Origin of the sequence: Vibrio agarilyticus, assembly GCF_012641465.1 — a bacterium.
Taxonomy (GTDB): domain Bacteria; phylum Pseudomonadota; class Gammaproteobacteria; order Enterobacterales; family Vibrionaceae; genus Vibrio; species Vibrio agarilyticus.
On record NZ_JABAIK010000022.1, the window covers coordinates 1 to 18,719 of the forward strand.

18 protein-coding genes and 1 pseudogene are annotated in these 18,719 nt (G+C 45.0%); 8 read left to right on the top strand and 11 right to left on the bottom strand.

What is annotated here, in order from left to right:
- Positions 1 to 306 precede the first annotated feature (306 nt).
- The 6 genes and pseudogenes from HGP28_RS16585 to HGP28_RS16610 all read right to left on the bottom strand — a co-directional run bounded on the left by HGP28_RS16585 (position 307) and on the right by HGP28_RS16610 (position 3,474).
- Positions 307 to 537: a hypothetical protein gene (locus HGP28_RS16585; RefSeq protein ID WP_168837582.1), complete on the bottom strand. Its 231-nt coding sequence runs from the start codon at positions 535 to 537 to the stop codon at positions 307 to 309.
- A 1-nt stretch (position 538) separates the two neighbouring features.
- A complete protein-coding gene (locus HGP28_RS16590; protein WP_168837583.1) occupies positions 539 to 943 on the bottom strand; it encodes a hypothetical protein in 405 nt (134 codons plus the stop codon).
- Positions 944 to 1,186: 243 nt separating this feature from the next.
- A pseudogene (locus HGP28_RS19265) lies at positions 1,187 to 1,387 on the bottom strand (S1 RNA-binding domain-containing protein); the annotation flags it as partial.
- Between the two features lie 102 nt (positions 1,388 to 1,489).
- Positions 1,490 to 2,047, bottom strand: a complete 558-nt coding sequence (locus HGP28_RS16600; protein ID WP_211092045.1) for a hypothetical protein — start codon at positions 2,045 to 2,047, stop codon at positions 1,490 to 1,492.
- 108 nt (positions 2,048 to 2,155) lie between these two features.
- Positions 2,156 to 2,983 carry a restriction endonuclease gene (locus HGP28_RS16605; RefSeq protein WP_168837584.1) on the bottom strand — a complete coding sequence of 276 codons (828 nt, stop codon included), beginning with the start codon at positions 2,981 to 2,983 and terminating at the stop codon, positions 2,156 to 2,158.
- A gap of 140 nt (positions 2,984 to 3,123) precedes the next feature.
- Positions 3,124 to 3,474: a hypothetical protein gene (locus HGP28_RS16610; RefSeq protein ID WP_168837585.1), complete on the bottom strand. Its 351-nt coding sequence runs from the start codon at positions 3,472 to 3,474 to the stop codon at positions 3,124 to 3,126.
- A 923-nt stretch (positions 3,475 to 4,397) separates the two neighbouring features.
- On the opposite strand from HGP28_RS16610, the gene gloA reads away from it, so the two are divergent.
- A complete protein-coding gene (gene gloA, locus HGP28_RS16615) occupies positions 4,398 to 4,814 on the top strand; it encodes a lactoylglutathione lyase (protein ID WP_168837586.1) in 417 nt (138 codons plus the stop codon).
- Positions 4,815 to 4,888: 74 nt separating this feature from the next.
- Here the strand turns inward: gloA and motY are convergent, their stop codons facing one another.
- Positions 4,889 to 5,779, bottom strand: coding sequence for a flagellar protein MotY (gene motY, locus HGP28_RS16620; RefSeq protein WP_168837587.1), 891 nt, complete (start codon positions 5,777 to 5,779; stop codon positions 4,889 to 4,891).
- A gap of 301 nt (positions 5,780 to 6,080) precedes the next feature.
- Between motY and rnt the strand changes: the two genes are divergently transcribed.
- Complete coding sequence (rnt, locus tag HGP28_RS16625) at positions 6,081 to 6,734, top strand: ribonuclease T (RefSeq protein ID WP_168837588.1); 654 nt, start codon at positions 6,081 to 6,083, stop codon at positions 6,732 to 6,734.
- 186 nt (positions 6,735 to 6,920) lie between these two features.
- A complete protein-coding gene (locus HGP28_RS16630; RefSeq protein WP_168837589.1) occupies positions 6,921 to 8,246 on the top strand; it encodes a Na+/H+ antiporter family protein in 1,326 nt (441 codons plus the stop codon).
- Between the two features lie 86 nt (positions 8,247 to 8,332).
- Here HGP28_RS16630 and HGP28_RS16635 read toward each other — a convergent pair whose 3' ends face one another.
- Positions 8,333 to 8,953 (bottom strand): DsbA family protein, encoded by a 621-nt coding sequence (locus HGP28_RS16635; protein WP_246225769.1) that lies wholly within the window; start codon positions 8,951 to 8,953, stop codon positions 8,333 to 8,335.
- Between the two features lie 79 nt (positions 8,954 to 9,032).
- Entirely contained in the window at positions 9,033 to 9,365 is a 333-nt protein-coding gene (locus HGP28_RS16640; RefSeq protein ID WP_168837590.1) for a Grx4 family monothiol glutaredoxin, read from the bottom strand.
- 287 nt (positions 9,366 to 9,652) lie between these two features.
- On the opposite strand from HGP28_RS16640, the gene sodB reads away from it, so the two are divergent.
- The 3 genes from sodB to HGP28_RS16655 all read left to right on the top strand — a co-directional run bounded on the left by sodB (position 9,653) and on the right by HGP28_RS16655 (position 11,905).
- Complete coding sequence (gene sodB / locus HGP28_RS16645) at positions 9,653 to 10,237, top strand: superoxide dismutase [Fe] (protein ID WP_168837591.1); 585 nt, start codon at positions 9,653 to 9,655, stop codon at positions 10,235 to 10,237.
- A 131-nt stretch (positions 10,238 to 10,368) separates the two neighbouring features.
- Entirely contained in the window at positions 10,369 to 10,875 is a 507-nt protein-coding gene (locus HGP28_RS16650) for a VC2046/SO_2500 family protein (protein ID WP_168837592.1), read from the top strand.
- Positions 10,876 to 11,221: 346 nt separating this feature from the next.
- Complete coding sequence (locus tag HGP28_RS16655; protein WP_168837593.1) at positions 11,222 to 11,905, top strand: SDR family oxidoreductase; 684 nt, start codon at positions 11,222 to 11,224, stop codon at positions 11,903 to 11,905.
- 77 nt (positions 11,906 to 11,982) lie between these two features.
- Here HGP28_RS16655 and adhE read toward each other — a convergent pair whose 3' ends face one another.
- Positions 11,983 to 14,676 carry a bifunctional acetaldehyde-CoA/alcohol dehydrogenase gene (gene adhE / locus HGP28_RS16660; RefSeq protein ID WP_168837594.1) on the bottom strand — a complete coding sequence of 898 codons (2,694 nt, stop codon included), beginning with the start codon at positions 14,674 to 14,676 and terminating at the stop codon, positions 11,983 to 11,985.
- Positions 14,677 to 15,473: 797 nt separating this feature from the next.
- Between adhE and HGP28_RS16665 the strand changes: the two genes are divergently transcribed.
- Together HGP28_RS16665 and HGP28_RS16670 are read left to right on the top strand one after the other, a co-directional pair.
- Complete coding sequence (locus HGP28_RS16665; protein WP_168837595.1) at positions 15,474 to 16,115, top strand: YchE family NAAT transporter; 642 nt, start codon at positions 15,474 to 15,476, stop codon at positions 16,113 to 16,115.
- Between the two features lie 539 nt (positions 16,116 to 16,654).
- The gene (locus HGP28_RS16670) at positions 16,655 to 17,518 is read left to right on the top strand and encodes an ion transporter (protein WP_168837596.1); all 864 of its coding nucleotides are present in this window, start codon (positions 16,655 to 16,657) and stop codon (positions 17,516 to 17,518) included.
- A gap of 76 nt (positions 17,519 to 17,594) precedes the next feature.
- Here HGP28_RS16670 and asd read toward each other — a convergent pair whose 3' ends face one another.
- A complete protein-coding gene (gene asd, locus HGP28_RS16675) occupies positions 17,595 to 18,707 on the bottom strand; it encodes an aspartate-semialdehyde dehydrogenase (RefSeq protein ID WP_168837597.1) in 1,113 nt (370 codons plus the stop codon).
- Positions 18,708 to 18,719 lie beyond the last annotated feature (12 nt).

Sequence of the window (18,719 nt, forward strand, 5' to 3'; positions counted from 1 at the left end):
GTTTTGCCTTTGATGATGTCTTTGACGAGCTCGGCTTTACGCTTTGCCGTCCAACGTTTTACTTCTGGTTCCATAGTACTAATGACTCCTTTTAGGGTGACACAATATCATGTCCAACTCTTCTCTGGGTCATTACAGGGCGATGTTGGAATATCAACGCCTCACGCATACTTGCGGGTTGGGCGAATTATGAGGGGATCCGCCAGCGCCATTACTAATGGGCGCATAAATGCTTGGCTAAAATTAGCGACGAAGGAGCGCAAGCCAAGCTTTTTACGTCCTTTTGAGTAACTTGTTAAGTTTCGACTACTTGAAAGCTTTTTTAAGCATTTTTTCTATTTCGGAATGAGTATATTCGGAAACTAATGCTTCTCCTTCTTCAGTAGCGACTTCAATTAAAGCATCATAGTCATTTGACTCACCGCACTCCTGACATTTGATCATGTCTCCTGATGCCAACTCATGTTCTGTATCGCCTTCAAGATCGCAATCACAAAACAGACACTTTAATGTTATAGAAAAGCTCTTATCTTCCATATTATTCACCTGTAATTTTTAACACAAATGTTGCTAGAGCAATTAAAGAACCGAGGAAAATCAATATGCCTTTATGATCCTCGATGTAATCAGAAGTTTTCTTTAGCCATGAACGCGATGCTTTTAACTCGGCTGCACGCTCTTTTGAGCGAGCAACTCCAACACCTTTAGCTGTAATTCCAATACAACCATATTTTCCGCCGCCCACTGCTGTGTGCTTTAACCATTCATGAGCTAAACATTTGTCCGTAGCCTTTTCAATTTGTTGCAGAGTAAAGCTCTCTTCAAACCTTGAATTCAATTGATCAGTAAAACTCTGATCAATAGATAAATGAACCAATTTTGCTGTTGAGCCTGTACTTTCCATATGCTCAACGATGAAACTTAATATCTTGAATTCAGGCACTGTCCCTCCTTAGAAACTTAACGCTCGATTAGCGGGTTAAAAATAGTGAGCTAAAATCGAGCGAAGCGCCCGCTGTTTTTAATCCCTGTTTAATGCTTGTTAGGTATTCATATACACGATTGCGCCAAATAAAATTATTGCTGATGAAAAGAAAATAGCAGTACCTATTGTACTTTTCTTTTCTTGATAGGACAGCTCAAGTTCATGGACTGTTATTCCATTTGGTACTGTTTTATGAGCCTTAACAGCTGCACCCTTTTGTCCCTTTTCAGGTATTTCAATACTAACAATTAAAGACGAGCCTTCTTTATGTAATTCCTTGTCGTATCCCTCAATATTTTTTAGCGGCAAAAAACCATGCCTTTCTGCGCCGACGTCCACAAATGCTGCCTCTAATGTAGGTTCGACTCTAGTTATTATTGCCTTAAAAAAGCTACCTTTTTTGAATAATTCTACAGAATTCAATGTTACTCCCTGAATACCTAACGCCGCGCTCTGCGGAAATTTGGGAGCGCCAGCGAGTAAATTTTCCGTAGCAGCGCCTTGTTAGTGCTTTTTATACTCACCAGTCCGAATCCTTCTGTCAATTTCACGCTCTACTGCACCCGTTGCATAATCTTTGTTCCCACCACTTATCGATGCAACAACATTACGACTACAGTTTTCACAAATAAAATCGGTTTTATTGGCGTCTGAGTAAAAGCTGCGGCAAGAACTATCATCGTAAACTAATATTGCATCGCATCTAGGACAAAAGCACCATACATTAGATATTTGATTTCCAATCCAGCTCCAACGCCATTTAGCACCATACATAAAGTCTTCAACATACGATTTAAACTCAGGTTCTTCAGATTCACCCTTAAAAGCTAAATATATGTTTATCATGCCAATCAAGGCGAAGATAAAAATTAGTAACCACGCCCAACCTGGAAGAGAGTATGAGTCAACCAGTGCATCCCAGCACCAAACAACACCTGACCAACCCCATGATAGAAAACTAACAACATAACCTCGTAAAACTGGCACAGCTAAGAGTATTACTCCAGCAATAACGGAGGCTATGGTTGCATTTCTAATTGATATAAATGAATTCTCGCTCATATTTCCTCTTGAGCACTAACGCCTAAAGCACGGGCGCAGCTTCGCTATGTCCCGTGACTTTATTTGTTAGGGCTTTAGTGCGCCAATTGAGTAAACCTCTGGTTTTTATCATAAAAACTCATCTTCTATCGGAGGTCCTTCTTCTCCTACGCCGCTAATTGGCGTAATGTCGAAAATATACCCGCCGAACAAGGAATTGAATTTCGCTTCAACATCTTGAAGAAACTGAAGAATGATTTCTAGTAAACCTCGAAATGTTGTGCAGTGCCATTCAATTCCTGGGGCAATTGAGGATAAAACATTTTTCTTGAATCCTTCCAGATCTGAAGGTACATCAAGCAACTTTCCAGTGTTAAGCATAGGGCTCATCATCGGAAAGTTGAACATAGAAAATGTCATTAAGTGAACCGTATACTGCGAGCGTAAGTGGTCGAACTCCTTCTGCTTGTCAGGTGGTAACTTATTATATTCTTTGTCTCGGTAACCATTAAACTCTTCCGTATATTGCAAGACGCGATCAGCCGCATCGCCAATCCGAGGGCAAAAAAACCGCTTCCACCAAGCTTCGAAATACCTTTGTTGAAACTCCAAATAAGTTAGCCCAACGATATTTGTATTTCGAGTGTACTCTTTTGCCCCGGACTGGAGGCCATGTTTAGAAATAATGAATCCGATGTTGGCTCCAGTCTCAGCCATTACCGTGGTAAAGGAATGTACAACCGACTGAGGTATAGCGCTCTCCCAATTCTTACATTCGACGATATATTTAATCTTATCTACGCTTTGTCCATCGATTGCTAGGACATCAACATTAACCGAGCCACGGGGTGTCACTAGATCTACTTCGACATTTGCTGATAGGCCTATATTTCGAAATATCCTGCGAACTCCTAGTTGAAGGTCTTGCCATTTTTCGGGGTATGGGTCATCAATCATACTTAACTCAATAGATCCTTCAGTCTAGGTAGGAGCCCTAACGCCTTGCTCATAGGCGAGTTAAGCTGGTGCTTTTTGTGCGGCGTTTGCACAAAAAGTGACAGGTTGACGTGTCCTTTGCAGCAACTTGTTATCCCGTTCTAGCTAAAATCGCCAACTGCTTCATCAAGCATATTTATCAATACTTGCTCATCTAATAATGCATCATTTTCATCGTTTAAGTCTTCCCACGATTCGTCGTACATTATCTCTAAAATTCTTGCACCTAGCCCTAACTCATTTAATTTTTGTAGTATTTCTCTAATTTCTTCATCAATATCTACATGATCATTCATGTAAAGTTCTGCAAAATAAAATGGTGCACCACTAGAAATAATGTCTTTAGCTTTTTGATAGTCAACACCAGCAGCATGCCGGATAAACTGCACTTCGGGATGAAATATCTTCATTCCCTCTTTGCGGTGCTTTACTGCTATCGCTATCTTACTCATGACTATCCCTAGGTATAACAGTGTATTAAACAGCATTCTGTTTATCACGCAGAGTAGTTGCCTCACTTTTCCTCTCACTATACTCCTGAAATCGTTTTTTAATCAATCAGTTAAATATCATCAAGTGCGCAATTTTGAGCACTTTCTTCTGGCGAAAGCGAGCATTGCGTTTAACGCTGCGCTCGATTATCTCATGTCTATCAAAATTTACCTTTAGATTCATATAGATAGAAAAGTTGAGCTGGAATAACCGTGCATTATTTTGCATGGTTATCCCAAATCTCGTTCTCATTTTCACCAAAAACCACTTATAACTGGATATAAACACAGCCATGTTGAGGTCGTGATGTCACGCTCACGAATTTTTGACGCTATTTACAAGCGAAAAGAATAGATGCCAAAATTTCTAATTTAAGTGATTACGCTAAGAAGGTTTTGTCCAAAAACGAGTTACGAAAGCTCTTTTGTGAGTGATACTGATGGTCAAGAAAAATCATAAACGCCTAGCGACTAGCGAGCCGTGCGAGCGTCAGGAGTGGCTTTATTATTTTACTTTACCATCATTCCCCTAGATACCCTTTTAGCCGGGTGATGGTTCACGCAGTGAGGCCATCGCCTTGCCAAGACTTTGGGTAAAGTCAGCTAGAGTGTATTTGATTAATTTGTTATTATTTTTGTAAAGGATATTGGGGATGATTTGGTCGAGTTTAGTCTTATAAAATCATCACCTTTACAAATTAAAGGGTATTTGTAATGTATTTTTACCGTTGATCGCACTTACACCCCTTACAATAACTAGATAGTCACTCACTCACCCACCGAGTAAAGATGATTTTTAGTTCATATAATAAATATACGCCGGAAAAGTCGAATAACAATAGATCGCCACATTGGTTGCGATCACTCATTAGCTAGGAGCAATTATGTCAAACAATCGCATTCTTCATACTATGTTGCGAGTCGGTAATCTTGAGCGTTCAATTGAGTTCTACACCAAGGTGCTGGGCATGCAACTGCTGCGCACCAACGAAAACACTGAATATGAATACACCTTAGCGTTCTTAGGCTATGGCGACGAATCTCAGGGCGCTGTCATTGAATTAACGTACAACTGGGGCACCAGCGAATACGATCTTGGCAGTGCATTTGGTCACATTGCGATTGGCGCAGATGATATTTACAGCGCCTGCGACGCGATTAAGGCGGCAGGTGGTAATGTCACGCGTGAACCCGGCCCGGTGAAAGGGGGCAGCACTCATATCGCGTTTGTAAAAGACCCAGACGGTTACATGATTGAGCTTATCCAAAACAAGCAAGCGACCGCTGGCTTAGAAGGCTAATCTGCTGGCCGTTTTGAAAGCTCACAAACAACGTGATAATGCAGGTAGGCGACCGCCTACCTGTTATCTCTAAATTACAGCTGGGTACGCCCCAGTGAAATCACGACGCGACGGTTTTTGTCTTTACCAAGAGGCGTCGCATTATCGGCTATCGGCCGACGCTTGCCAAACCCCTGCACTTCAATTCGCTCATCAGCTAAGCCCAGATCTTGAAAATAAACGCGCATCGACTCTGCTCGACGCTCGGTGACATCTTGGCTGATGCTCTTATTTTCAACACTGTCGGTATAGGTGGAAATCAACACCAGATCGACATCCTCATTGTAACGAACATACTCCGCGATTTGCGCTAAACGCTGCTGAGACGCTTTGGTCAAGTCATTGCCGTGGCGTTCGTAATGTAAAATGGTGAACGCGATATCTTCAAAACTGTATGGCAGCAAATTGGCTACACATTGACTAAAGGCTTGGTACTGCGGTTGAAATAAAACCGATGAAAGCGCCACCTCAATGCGTTGATCGCGACTTTGCCAATCTTGATAGCTAAACGTGGGATAACGACCACGCTCAAGCTCAGAGAGTAATCCCCAAGCGGTTTGCCCCCCAATATAACCGTCAAATTGCTGAAAAAACTTCAATTGTGAAACGCGCTCGGCGTGCTCACCGGGACGCCACGGAGGAGGCATAGAAATCAAGCTGACATCACGGGTCGCCCCCATTGGACGGCGCATCTTAAGTTCAAAATCCAGAACAATTTTTTTGCTGGCATAGGAACTAAAATGCGCGTCACCGAAATTTGGGATCGGATGCACTAAACGACACTCCAGCGGCGTGTTAACGGTCAGCAACCACTGCGATTCAGTGGGCGCGGCCACATAGCGCTTTTCCACGAAAGCTTGAGCGCTTGGCGAGCACGCCAAGTGGGCGAAAAGAACCGCGCTAGAGTAAACAAGCCATGATTTCATGCAGTAATATCTCTTTTAATACATCGATTTTTGCGGCAGCCAATTGCCGCTAAACGCAACCTTTACAGAGCGCGCTCATCTTAAACTGTTCATGCAAAAATAGCGCCAATACCGCATTATTCATGACACTAGACCACATATCACTGCCCACTGCGGCTATATACCCAAGTGACTTCAATGAACCATGCATCTTGAGGTGACTTGGGTATATAAGTCATTTGACTATATTTGTTAACGAGTACAGTTTTTATCGTTCAAATTATCTGTAATAATGTGGGTTTATTACTGGTGTTTCTTCGCGATGAATACTGACAACGAAGCTTTAACCCTAAAACAGCGCTTTCGCGGCTATTTTCCTGTCGTCGTCGACGTCGAAACTGCGGGATTTAACGCCCAAACCGACGCACTTTTGGAAATCTGTGCCATTACGCTAAAAATGGACGCCAATGGCGATCTTCACCCGGCATCAACCCTTCATTTTCATGTTGAGCCGTTTGAGGGTGCCAACATCGAAAAAGCGGCGTTAGAGTTTATTGGTATGCGTGACCCATTCAGCCCACTACGTGGCGCTGTGACCGAAGCGCATGCACTCAAAGAAATTTACAAAATGGTGCGCCGAGAGCAAAAAGAGAGCGACTGCAGTCGTGCGATCATGGTCGCTCATAATGCGACATTTGACCTCAATTTTGTCAATGCCGCCAACGAGCGTAGCAAACTAAAACGTGTTCCATTTCATCCTTTTGCCACCTTTGACACGGCGGCACTGAGCGGCTTGGCCTATGGCCAAACCGTATTAGCAAAAGCGTGTAAAACGGCGGGGATGGAATTTGACAATCGTGAAGCGCATTCTGCTCTTTACGATACCCAAAAAACCGCCGAGCTGTTTTGCGGCATCGTCAATAAATGGAAAGCCCTTGGTGGCTGGCCCATCATTGACAATAACAATAATAAATAACCCCTTAACACTTGAAGATAAGGGCATTTCGCCCATCTCGATGATGTTGGTCATACGACCTAAACCTCAAGGAAGAGATTTTAGCGCCGCCCGTTGGATGCTTTGACTTTTTACCTAGCAAAGACATCCAATAACGACGCGTCAAGTTGTCACGGGATAACACAACATAATAAACCCGAGAATCATATGAACCCAGTAGTCATCTCTGTCTGCATCATGCTGCTTCTAGCCTTAATGCGAGTGAATGTGGTGGTTGCACTCACCTTTAGTGCAATCGTTGGTGGCCTCTTTGCAGGTATGGACCTTAAAGTGGCGGTCGCCGCTTTTGAAAGTGGATTGGGTGGCGGTGCCACTATTGCGCTCAGCTACGCCATGCTTGGCGCTTTTGCTGTTGCAATTTCACGTTCTGGCATTACCGACTTGTTAGCCAACAGTGTTATTAAGCGTCTCAATGGCAAAGAGCACGCGCATGCCTCAACAGGCCTGAAATATTTAGTACTGTGTGCGCTTGTCCTTGTGACGATGTCATCGCAAAACGTGGTGCCGGTACACATTGCTTTTATTCCCATTTTGATCCCGCCACTACTGAGTGTGTTTGCCAAACTCAAACTTGACCGCCGTTTGGTTGCGTGTGTGCTGACGTTTGGCTTGATCACCCCATATATGGTCCTGCCTATTGGTTTTGGTGGTATCTTCCTAAACAACATTCTGCTGAAAAACTTACACGATAACGGTCTTGCCGAGGTCACCGCCGCGCAAGTGCCTATGGCAATGCTGCTACCTGGTGCGGGTATGGTCTTTGGCTTGTTGATCGCCGTCTTTTTCTCTTATCGTAAGCCACGTGTTTATCAAGCAACCGAGTACACCGAGGTTGATACCAATCGTGCCGATATTAACAAACAACACATTGTGGTAGCGGTTATCGGCATCGCAGCGGCGCTGGGTGTTCAGTTGCTAACCGGATCAATGATTGTGGGTGGCTTAGTGGGCTTCATGGTGTTCACCTTTGGTGGTGTCATCAAATGGAAAGAGACGCACGACGTCTTTACCAAAGGCGTTCATATGATGGCAATGATTGGTTTTATCATGATTGCGGCGGCTGGATTTGCGGCGGTGATGAAACAAACCGGCGGCGTTGAAACCTTGGTTGAGTCCCTTTCGACGAGCATTGGTGATAATAAACCGCTTGCGGCGCTGTTGATGTTGGTTGTTGGTCTATTGGTCACTATGGGCATTGGCTCGTCATTTTCGACCATTCCAATCCTTGCAACCATCTATGTCCCGTTAGCCTTGGCGTTTGGATTCTCTCCTATGGCCACCGTTGCGCTCGTTGGCACCGCTGCGGCACTGGGTGATGCAGGCTCACCAGCGTCCGATTCAACACTCGGCCCGACATCGGGTCTCAATGCCGACGGACAACACGACCATATTTGGGACACCGTTGTACCCACCTTCATTCACTACAATCTTCCTCTGATTGTGTTTGGTTGGATTGCAGCAATGACGCTGTAGTTTCAGTCGATAGCGTACTTCAAAAAAAGCCGTTCACTTGAACGGCTTCTTTTCTTTAAGCGAACGGCATTTTAATGCCAATGGTTTTAATGCCAATGGGAAACAATCAATTCACGAATCTGTTTGAGCGTTGGCTCCGTTGAGGTGTAATTGACATCAACAGGGAAAAAGCTATCGTGGATCTGCAACACCAAGCTTGGATAAGAGTGCACGCCAAGACTTTTGGCTAAACTGCGCTGATCATCAAAAACCCCGTTAAGCAAGTCACTATCAATGTCTTTATCAAATTGAGCAACATCAAGGCCAATCTCTTGGGCGAGCTGGCGATGCGTTTCCAAACGGTGAGGCGGCATTGCTCGCAGATAGTACGCTTTTTGTAACGCCAGCAGCATGGCCTCATAGCTGTCTTGAAAGCCTGCCGCAATGACCACACGACACGCGGGGTACGTGCTGCGCACGGGCACGCAATCACGCCAAAAGTCATAATTGAACTGGGTGCCCAGTTGCTGCTCAATTTGACGCCAAATACTTTCAATTTTCTGCGCCATTTCCGGCGGCATTGGCAATTCCGTATCAGCGGCTAAGCCTCCTAACAGATACTCAAACTGAATGGTTCCCGGTAATTGTTGCTTCAATTGGCTGATGGTCGACTGGTAAGCCCAACACCAGCTGCACATAGGGTCATGTACGTAAAACAGTTTTATCATTCCAATCGCATCACAAGTCAAACTGATCAAAAAGGGAGCCATTTGGCTCCCTTAACACGGGTTGTCCCAAAGCTGTCACTTACTCAGCGCTTTGCGCGCGAGTCGCAGCGTCTTTAACTAATGGCTGAAGCTCACCTTTCTGGAACATTTCCAAAATGATATCGCACCCTCCAATAAGCTCTCCCTCAACCCACAATTGAGGAAAAGTAGGCCATTGTGCGTAAGCGGGAAGCTCGGCGCGAATATCTGGATTTTGCAAAATATCTACGTAAGCAAACTTCTCGCCGCACGCCATCAATGCCTGCGCCGCTTGGGAAGAGAAACCACAGCTTGGTAGCTTAGGTGAACCCTTCATGTAAAGAAGGATTGAGTTTTCAGCGATCTGCTGTTTGATTTTGTCGATAGTCTCCATTGCTTCCTCATTTATGGCGTTACTTCACATACCTGCACATTCTAAACCATTAGCTGAGAATAAAAAGCATAGAATGTTTATGGTTAATGATAAGTAAAATTTGATCATGAATTTAGCGTGTATTGCTTTTAATAAAGTAAAAACTTGCTAAAATACTCATCGTCAGTCAACAAGACACAAGTTTCAGCGCGCAAAGTCACTTGAGTTCACTTTGCGTCAAACTTGCAATAATAACTCTTGGAAGCAATTAGAAAGGTTACCTTTCATTAAAACGGAGAATCTGAGCAATGGCATTTGAACTACCAGCACTTCCTTATGCGAAAGACGCCCTAGAGCCACACATCTCAGCGGAAACTTTAGAATACCACTACGGTAAACATCACAATACTTACGTAGTTAAGCTCAACGGCTTGATCCCAGGCACTGAATTTGAAAACAAATCCCTTGAAGAGATCATTAAAACCTCTTCAGGTGGCGTATTTAATAACGCAGCTCAAGTTTGGAATCACACTTTCTACTGGCACTGCCTATCGCCAAACGGCGGTGGTGAACCAACAGGCGCATTAGCCGATGCAATCACAGCGGCATTTGGTTCGTTTGACGCGTTTAAAGCGCAGTTTACCGAATCAGCGATTAACAACTTTGGTTCGTCATGGACGTGGCTGGTGAAAAACGCTGACGGCTCTTTGGCAATCGTTAACACCTCAAACGCGGCGACGCCAATCACTGAAGAAGGTGTAACACCGCTACTGACCGTCGATTTGTGGGAGCACGCCTACTACATCGATTATCGTAACTTGCGCCCTGACTACATGAATGGCTTCTGGGCTTTAGTGAATTGGTCTTTTGTCGCTGACAATTTCGCCAAATAAACCGATTGTTCAAACCCGCCACTTGGCGGGTTTTTTATTACCTATGGCGATTCACTAAAGTTTTGTCATTTCATGCCGATATAAAGATCCAAAGCTTAGCGCTCGCAAGCTAAGTGTGATTAAGGATAGTTATGTCGGTCAATGCGTTAGAAAAAGCAACCATCATCAATGAACTTCGTTTTGGCGTTAGCCTCAGCGATGCGGTTCAATGTGGACGACGCGCCGATTTTGCTCTACTTGTCTCGATGTTTTCCAATGATGCTAGAGATACTGCATCAACAGAACTCATTGAAAGTCATGAAACAACCGATGCTACTCTGCGTCAACAATTTGGCTTATCTGAACCGCAAGCATTACGCTCTGATGAGCGCAGTTACCACCGAGCGGCGGAGCACATTCGCCAATTCCATCAAGCCGGTTTGCCTGCCAATAAGTTATCACATTACCTCACGCCAGATGCGCTCACCTATCTTCCCGAGCACACCTTTGACTTACCCGAGGCGCTTTATCACAATCTCTCGAGCCATGAGCGCAGAAGCCTAGCCAACCCTAAACGAGAGACTCTGCCTAATACTCATCTCTACACACAGCTCACCACGGCTTATCGCCATGATCAGTTGCGGATTCAGGTGACCTAGCTGAGTGCGTAGCACGTCTTTGCAACTTCTTAGCGTATCAGCGCCAAAATTGTGACGATTTGCAAATATCCCGTCATTTTTTCGAATAAGTCGTATTTGTTTGAAGGTTTTCACACCGCATCAATCGCTTTTCATCCATGCTGTCTATACCCAAACAACTTGGAGATGCAGGTAGGCGACCCCGCTGAGCATAGGTGAACTATGTGATGAGGTTTGTGAGTGCCCGTCAACACCGCTGCAACTTCAAGTAGGACGGGTATCTAACAAATCGCACTCACGTTACTTATCGCTCTTAGCTTAACCGCCAAGGCATGAATCGCTAGTCAGCATGACAGAGGTCACTGGAATGGATATACGAAACGCACTAGTTCTTGTCACCAATGCTGGCTCGGTGCTCGGCCGCACGACAGCGTCTCATTTCGCTCAGCTAGGCGGTACGCTCATTTTATGTGACGAAGACAAATCGAAACTCGATAGAACCCATCACGACCTCCTCACAATCACTCGCCAAGTTCATAGCTTTCACCTCAAAGAAAACGATGCAAATGGCATTCAGCGTTTGTTCCAGCAAATAATCAACGAATTTGGTCGAGCGCCAAATGTGTTGCTCAATTGTTGGACCAGCACACCGATGCCAACGTTAATTTGCGATGATGACGCTGACGATGCGCTTAGAGAACTGACCACAACGGCAAAAACGCTCTATGGTTTCAGTCGTGTATGCGCAAAACAGATGCAAAACGCCAACACCTCTGGTGTGATTGTCAATGTCATCTGTTGCGGAGGGCATCAGCAATTAACCGGGCTGGATAATGTGATTTCTTTGGTTTCAGGATTCACTCACAGTTGGGCGAGAGATCTGACTCCGTTTAATATTCGAGTCGGTGGTGTGGTACCAAGTACCAATCGCGAGTATGACCATTGCTCTGCCAATCATTGGTCTGAAATCCACGATGAATTAGTAAGAAATACCGCCTATATCGTAGGAAATGATTACTTTAGCGGCCGCGTGATGACCGCCAATATTTAGCAAGCCTCTAATTCAAGAGATAAAAAAACCCCAGTCAACGACTGGGGTTTTACTTTTTCCCTAAAGCAGAGCGCTAATTACGCTTTTGCTTTCGCTTTTTTCTCAGCTTTTGGCGCTTCACGGTCTTCCGCTTTCTTGATAACGGTAGTGCCTTCGTAAGTCTCACCTTCAACGAACGCTTTGCCGTAGTAAGAAGCAATTAGCACGTCTTTCAACTCAGAGATGAGTGGGTAACGTGGGTTTGCACCAGTACATTGGTCATCAAACGCTTCAACTGATAGTGCATCAACTTTCGCTAGGAAATCAGCTTCGTTTACGCCAGCACCTTGGATAGATGCAGGAATATCAAGTTGAAGTTTTAGCTCTTCCAACCAACCAATCAAACGCTCAATCTTCTGCGCAGTACGGTCACCAGGTAGAGATAGACCTAGGTGATCAGCAACTTCTGCGTAACGACGACGTGCTTGAGGACGGTCGTACTGAGAGAATGCAGTTTGTTTCGTTGGGTTGTCGTTTGCGTTGTAACGTACCACGTTAGAGATCAGCAATGCGTTTGCTAGACCGTGTGGTAGGTGGAACTCAGCACCCAATTTGTGCGCCATAGAGTGACATGCACCTAGGAACGCGTTCGCAAATGCGATACCAGCGATAGTCGCAGCGTTGTGTACTTTCTCACGAGCGATTGGGTCGTTTGCACCATTCGCGTAGCTTGAAGGTAGGTACTCTTTAAGCATCTTAAGCGCTTGAAGTGCTTGACCATCTGAGTATTCGTTTGCAAGAACAGACACGTAAGCTTCTAGTGCGTGAGTTACTGCATCGTAACCACCAAACGCTGTTAGTGACTTAGGCATGTTCATAACAAGGTTTGCATCAACGATAGCCATTTGAGGTGTCAATTCGTAGTCTGCAAGTGGGTATTTCGCACCAGTACGATCATCGGTAACAACCGCAAATGGTGTTACTTCTGAACCAGTACCTGACGTTGTTGTGATACAAACAAGCTCAGCTTTTTGACCCATTTTAGGGAACTTGTAGATACGTTTACGGATGTCCATAAAGCGCATTGCAAGTTCAGCAAAGTCAGTTTCTGGGTGCTCGTACATTACCCACATGATCTTCGCCGCGTCCATTGGTGAACCACCGCCTAGCGCTAGAATCACGTCTGGTTGGAAGCTTTGCATCGCTTCTGCACCTTTCTTAACCACAGACAACGTTGGATCCGCTTCTACGTCGAAGAAAGTTTGAACTTCCATGCCTTGTGCTTTTAGCAACTTAACGATTTCATCAGAGTAACCGTTGTTGAATAGGAAGCGGTCAGTAACAAGGAACGCGCGTTTCTTACCTTCAAGGTCGCCAAGAGCAATTGGAAGGCTACCACGACGGAAGTAAATAGACTTAGGAAGTTTGTGCCACAACATGTTTTCAGCTCGCTTAGCAACAGTTTTCTTGTTGATTAGGTGCTTAGGACCCACGTTTTCAGAGATAGAGTTACCACCCCAAGAACCACAGCCTAGCGTTAGTGACGGTGCAACGTTGAAGTTGTAAAGGTCACCGATACCACCGTGAGTGGTTGGAATGTTAATCAAAATACGTGCAGTTTTTAGCTTGTCACCGAAGTAACGGATGCGATCTGCGTTCACGTCTTGGTTAGTGTAAAGGCCAGAAGTATGGCCGATACCACCGATTTCAACCATGGTCACAGCTTGAGCAACAGCGTCTTCGAAGTTGTCAGCGCGGAATAGACCCAACGTTGGAGACAATTTCTCGTGAGCGAAAGCGTCGTCGTAAGATACTTTACCTAGGCCTTCACCAACCAATACTTTAGTATCAGCAGGAACAGACACACCAGCCATTTCAGCAATCGCTGCAGCAGGTTGACCTACGATTTTCGCGTTTAGCGCGCCATCGATAAGAAGAACTTTGCGAACTTTGTCCGCTTCTTCTTTGTTCAGTACATACGCTTTGTGAGAAGCAAAACGCTCTTTCACTTCGTCGTAGACTGCATCAACAACGATTGCCGCTTGCTCAGAAGCACACACTACGCCGTTATCGAATGTTTTAGACATTAGAATTGATGCAACTGCACGTTTGATGTCAGCAGTTTCATCAATAACAACAGGAACGTTACCTGCACCTACACCGATTGCTGGTTTACCAGAAGAGTATGCTGCTTTAACCATGCCTGGACCACCAGTTGCAAGGATAAGTGCGATATCATCGTGCTTCATTAGAGCGTTAGAAAGCTCTACAGATGGTTGGTCAATCCAACCGATGATGTCTTTTGGTGCGCCAGCTGCGATAGCTGCATCAAGAACTAATTTTGCAGCTGCGTTAGTTGAGTTTTTCGCACGTGGGTGTGGTGAGAAAATGATAGCGTTGCGAGTTTTCAAAGAGATCAAAGATTTGAAAATCGCTGTTGATGTTGGGTTAGTGGTTGGAACGATACCACAGATGATACCAACAGGCTCAGCGATGGTCATTGTGCCAAGGTTTTGGTCTTCTTCAAGAATACCGCAAGTCTTTTCATCTTTGTATTTGTTGTAGATAAACTCAGAAGCAAAGTGGTTCTTGATTACTTTATCTTCAACAATACCCATACCAGACTCTTCTACCGCCATTTGCGCTAGAGGGATACGAGCTTGGTTAGCAGCAAGAGAAGCAGCGCGGAAGATTTTGTCTACTTGCTCTTGAGAGAAAGTAGCAAATTCAGCTTGTGCTTTCTTAACGCGTGCAATCATCGCATCGAGTTCGGTTAAGTTGCTTACAGGCATAGGGATTCTCCTAAAATTACTAAATATTAAAAACTTTTTATTAAGCGGTCTGTCTGTATCACTGCGCGTGCTGTCAATCAGGCTTCTTAGTAAATCGCTTTCAGGACTGATTATATTGTTTCAGTTCGTGAAAAAAATTGACTCAGATCAGTTCCCAAAAAATATTTCTTTTCACATTTATAAAATCCTCAACAAAGTCCATATAACCACCTGATTTAATTCAAAATAAATCCAGATTTGCTTTTGAGCACTTTCTCACCACATGAGTTTATTCGCTCAAAAAGTAACGCAAAAATGAAAATTAGTTTCAGATTAAGGCAATAAACTTTCTTGTATGACAAATTTATCGCGCCACAAAAGTGCGTTTTTGCTGGTTTTTTGACCTATTCAGAACTCACTGCGTAACACCAAACAAAAAAACTTTCACCACGCTGTGGCAAACGCCTCTATTAATGCACGCGAATGCCGTGCTACGGCATCATGTCGTTATGGCACACCTTAGCCACAGTTGCAACATCGCGATTGCTCAGATTTTACCCAACACCAAACCTAACAGTGCAAAAGTGTATCCGGCCAAGAAATTTGGCCATATTGAGCGGATTTTATGAAATCCAAACAAAAAACCAGCACATTCATCCATAAAATGAACCTTAATTCAGAATTAACGACCGTTTAGTAACAAAAATTCAATCCATGTCATTATTTTTTAACCGAACAATGGTTTTTTTCACTATGCTAGGAATCATATCTAAAATAAAATGCAGCATTCTGTTTGTACTGCCAGAGACTTTCACCTGATGTCCACCATTGAGTTTGCTATTTTTTTACAGTTTTTCCTTGGCCTTGTTGCGGCGGTTAACCCCGTTGGTATCATGCCGGTATTCGTTTCGCTCACCGGGCATATGACCCTAGAAGAGAAAAATCGTACCGCGCGTACCGCCCACATTGCAGTGTTTGTGATATTAACGGTCTCACTGCTCGCAGGTCAGCTATTGCTGGATCTTTTTAGTATTTCACTCGATTCGTTTCGTGTTGCCGGTGGTTTGCTCTTAATGAGCATTGCATTTTCCATGATGAGCGGGAAACTGGGTGAAGATAAGCAGAACAAACAAGAACAATCCGAATCGGTCAGTCGCGAGCAAATCGGTGTGGTCCCCCTTGCAATGCCTCTTATGGCAGGCCCCGGTGCAATCAGTTCCACTATCGTTTATGGCGCGCGTTACCCAAGCATGTTTGATACGTTAGGGATCACTCTGACTATCGCGGCGTTTACGCTCTGTTCATGGTTGCTGTTCCGCTCGGCGCCGTTGATTGTTCGCTTCCTTGGCCAAACCGGGATCAACGTTATCACTCGGATCATGGGTTTGATCTTAGGCGCGCTAGGCATCGAATTTATTGCCAACGGCCTGCGTAGTCTCTTCCCTGGGCTGGTTGGTTAACTGACATTTGCGGTATCGCCCCTGAAAAATTGCCGCTCGCTTAAGCACGATTTTTTGGCAGGCGATACCCAAGTGACTTGACGTCGCTATATATGCCCAAGCAAATATACCCAAACAACCTTGAGTTGCAGGTAAGCAGCAGACAAAGCCGCACAGCACTTCATGAACATAGATAAACGATGTGATGAGGTTTGTGAGAGCGAGCCAACAGCGTTGCAACTTCAAGTGGAAAAGGTATACCCAAGTCACCTCAAGATGCATGGTTCAGCGAGAATGACTTGGTTTGTCAGTGAGGCGAGGATTTGAAGATTGAGTGGTTCTCAATCGAAAATCGTCAACAAAGCTGATGAATCAAGACAGCTCGCCCTTTGGGAGCCAATCACTGAGCCGATAGCGGCGTTAAACATCTTGAAAATAGACTCGCTATTTTGCTGCGTTGTTTGCCTTGCTCTCAGATCAGTGAGCCGGCTCTGAATCCAGCATTTTGAAGTCACTTGGGTATATAATAAACACACATTGTGTGGCTCTCATGGAAGGTTATGCCTCGTTCAACACTAAAACATCGACTCTACGTCATTATTTTCGGCACTCACACTCGAGCAGGACGCAATTTTGATATTGCTCTGATTATCGCCATCTTAAGTTCGATTGTGGTGCTGGTATTGGAATCTGTACCCAGTGTGATGATGATATGGAGCCGTGAACTGCGCACCATCGAATACTCACTTACCGCCCTTTTCACAATTGAATACCTATTGAGACTCTACTGCTCGCCTAAGCCTTGGGCTTACGCTAAAAGCTTTTACGGCTGGATAGATCTTCTCGCCATTATTCCAAGCTATTTGGCGCTTATTTTCCCTGGTACATCCTTTGTTGGCGTTGTGCGCCTGCTTCGCGTCATGCGAATATTCCGCGTACTAAAATTAGTAAGATATCTAAAAGACTCCAACATTTTGCTGCGCTCACTGCTCACCGCAAGACGGAAAATATTAATATTTTTCAGTACAGTAGGCATTTTGGTCACCATTATTGGTGCCGTAATTTACATTGTTGAAGGGCCAGAGCATGGCTTTAGCAGCATTCCTATTAGCATCTACTGGGCTATCGTGACAATCACCACCGTTGGGTATGGCGATCTGGTGCCGCAAACGGGGCTTGGAAAGGCCATTGCATCACTGGCAATGTTGCTTGGTTATTCGATTTTGGCCGTGCCAACAGGGATCATTACCGCCGAGCTCAGCAGAGAAATGACCTCACACAAGACGCTAGTTAAGTGCCCAAACTGCAATCAAACCGGCCATGAAGCCGACGCCCTGTATTGCAAACATTGTGGCAGTGAACTCGCAGAGCCAGAAGAACGTGTGGTGTCAAACGTGGACCACGAAAATGAAAAAGGCCATTGAATCACGATTCAATGGCCTTAGCGTTACACCCATTCAACGTCGAGTTATTTGGGTCTCGTTGATTTCGCTGACACGCTTATTTTTCTGCCAAAATGATGCGCAGTGTGCGGCGAAGCGGCTCTGCTGCACCCCATAGAAGCTGATCACCAACAGTAAATGCGTTAAGGAAGTCATCGCCCATCGCCATCTTACGTAAACGGCCAACTGGGATCGATAGAGTGCCTGTTACCTTCGCAGGTGAAAGTTCTTTTGCCGTGATATCGCGATCATTTGGCACGACTTTGACCCAGTCATTATGAGTACCAATAATCTCAATAATTTCGTCCATCGGAACGTTTTGTTTTAACTTAATGGTTAGCGCTTGTGAGTGGCAACGCATCGCACCGATCCGCACGCAAGTTCCGTCAATTGGTACCGGAGTCTCTTGCAGTCCTAAAATTTTGTTGGCTTCAACGCCCGCTTTCCACTCTTCCTTGCTCTGGCCATTGTCACGCTTGACATCAATCCATGGGATCAATGAGCCAGCCAGTGGCACACCAAATTTATCAGTTGGGAACGTTTCGCTGCGCATGGTATCGGCAACTTTCTTATCGATATCAAGAATTGAGCTTGCAGGGTTGGCCAATTCAGAGCTTACCGCATCGTGGATCACGCCCATTTGTGAAATCAGTTCACGCATATTTTGCGCGCCGGCGCCAGATGCCGCTTGGTACGTCATGGCTGACGTCCACTCAACGAGCCCTTTTTCAAATAACCCGCCAAGCCCCATTAACATAAGGCTTACCGTGCAGTTACCACCTACAAACGTGTTGGTGCCTTGATGAATGCCTTGCTGAATTTGGGCAAGGTTCACAGGGTCAAGAGTGATGATGGCGTCTTTGTCCATGCGCAATGTCGAGGCCGCATCAATCCAGTAACCTTTCCAACCCGCTTGACGAAGTGCTGGGTAGACTTGTTCGGTGTAACTTCCCCCTTGACAGGTGATCACCGCATCCAATTGCTTGAGACTGTCAATGTCATAAGCATCCTGCAACAAACCAGCATCTTTACCAAAGTTCGGTGCTGCAATACCAATTTGCGACGTGCTAAAAAACACGGGTTCAATCAAGTCGAAATCACGCTCTTCAACCATACGTTGCATTAGCACAGAACCAACCATGCCACGCCAACCGACTAAACCTACTCTCATATGCAATACTCT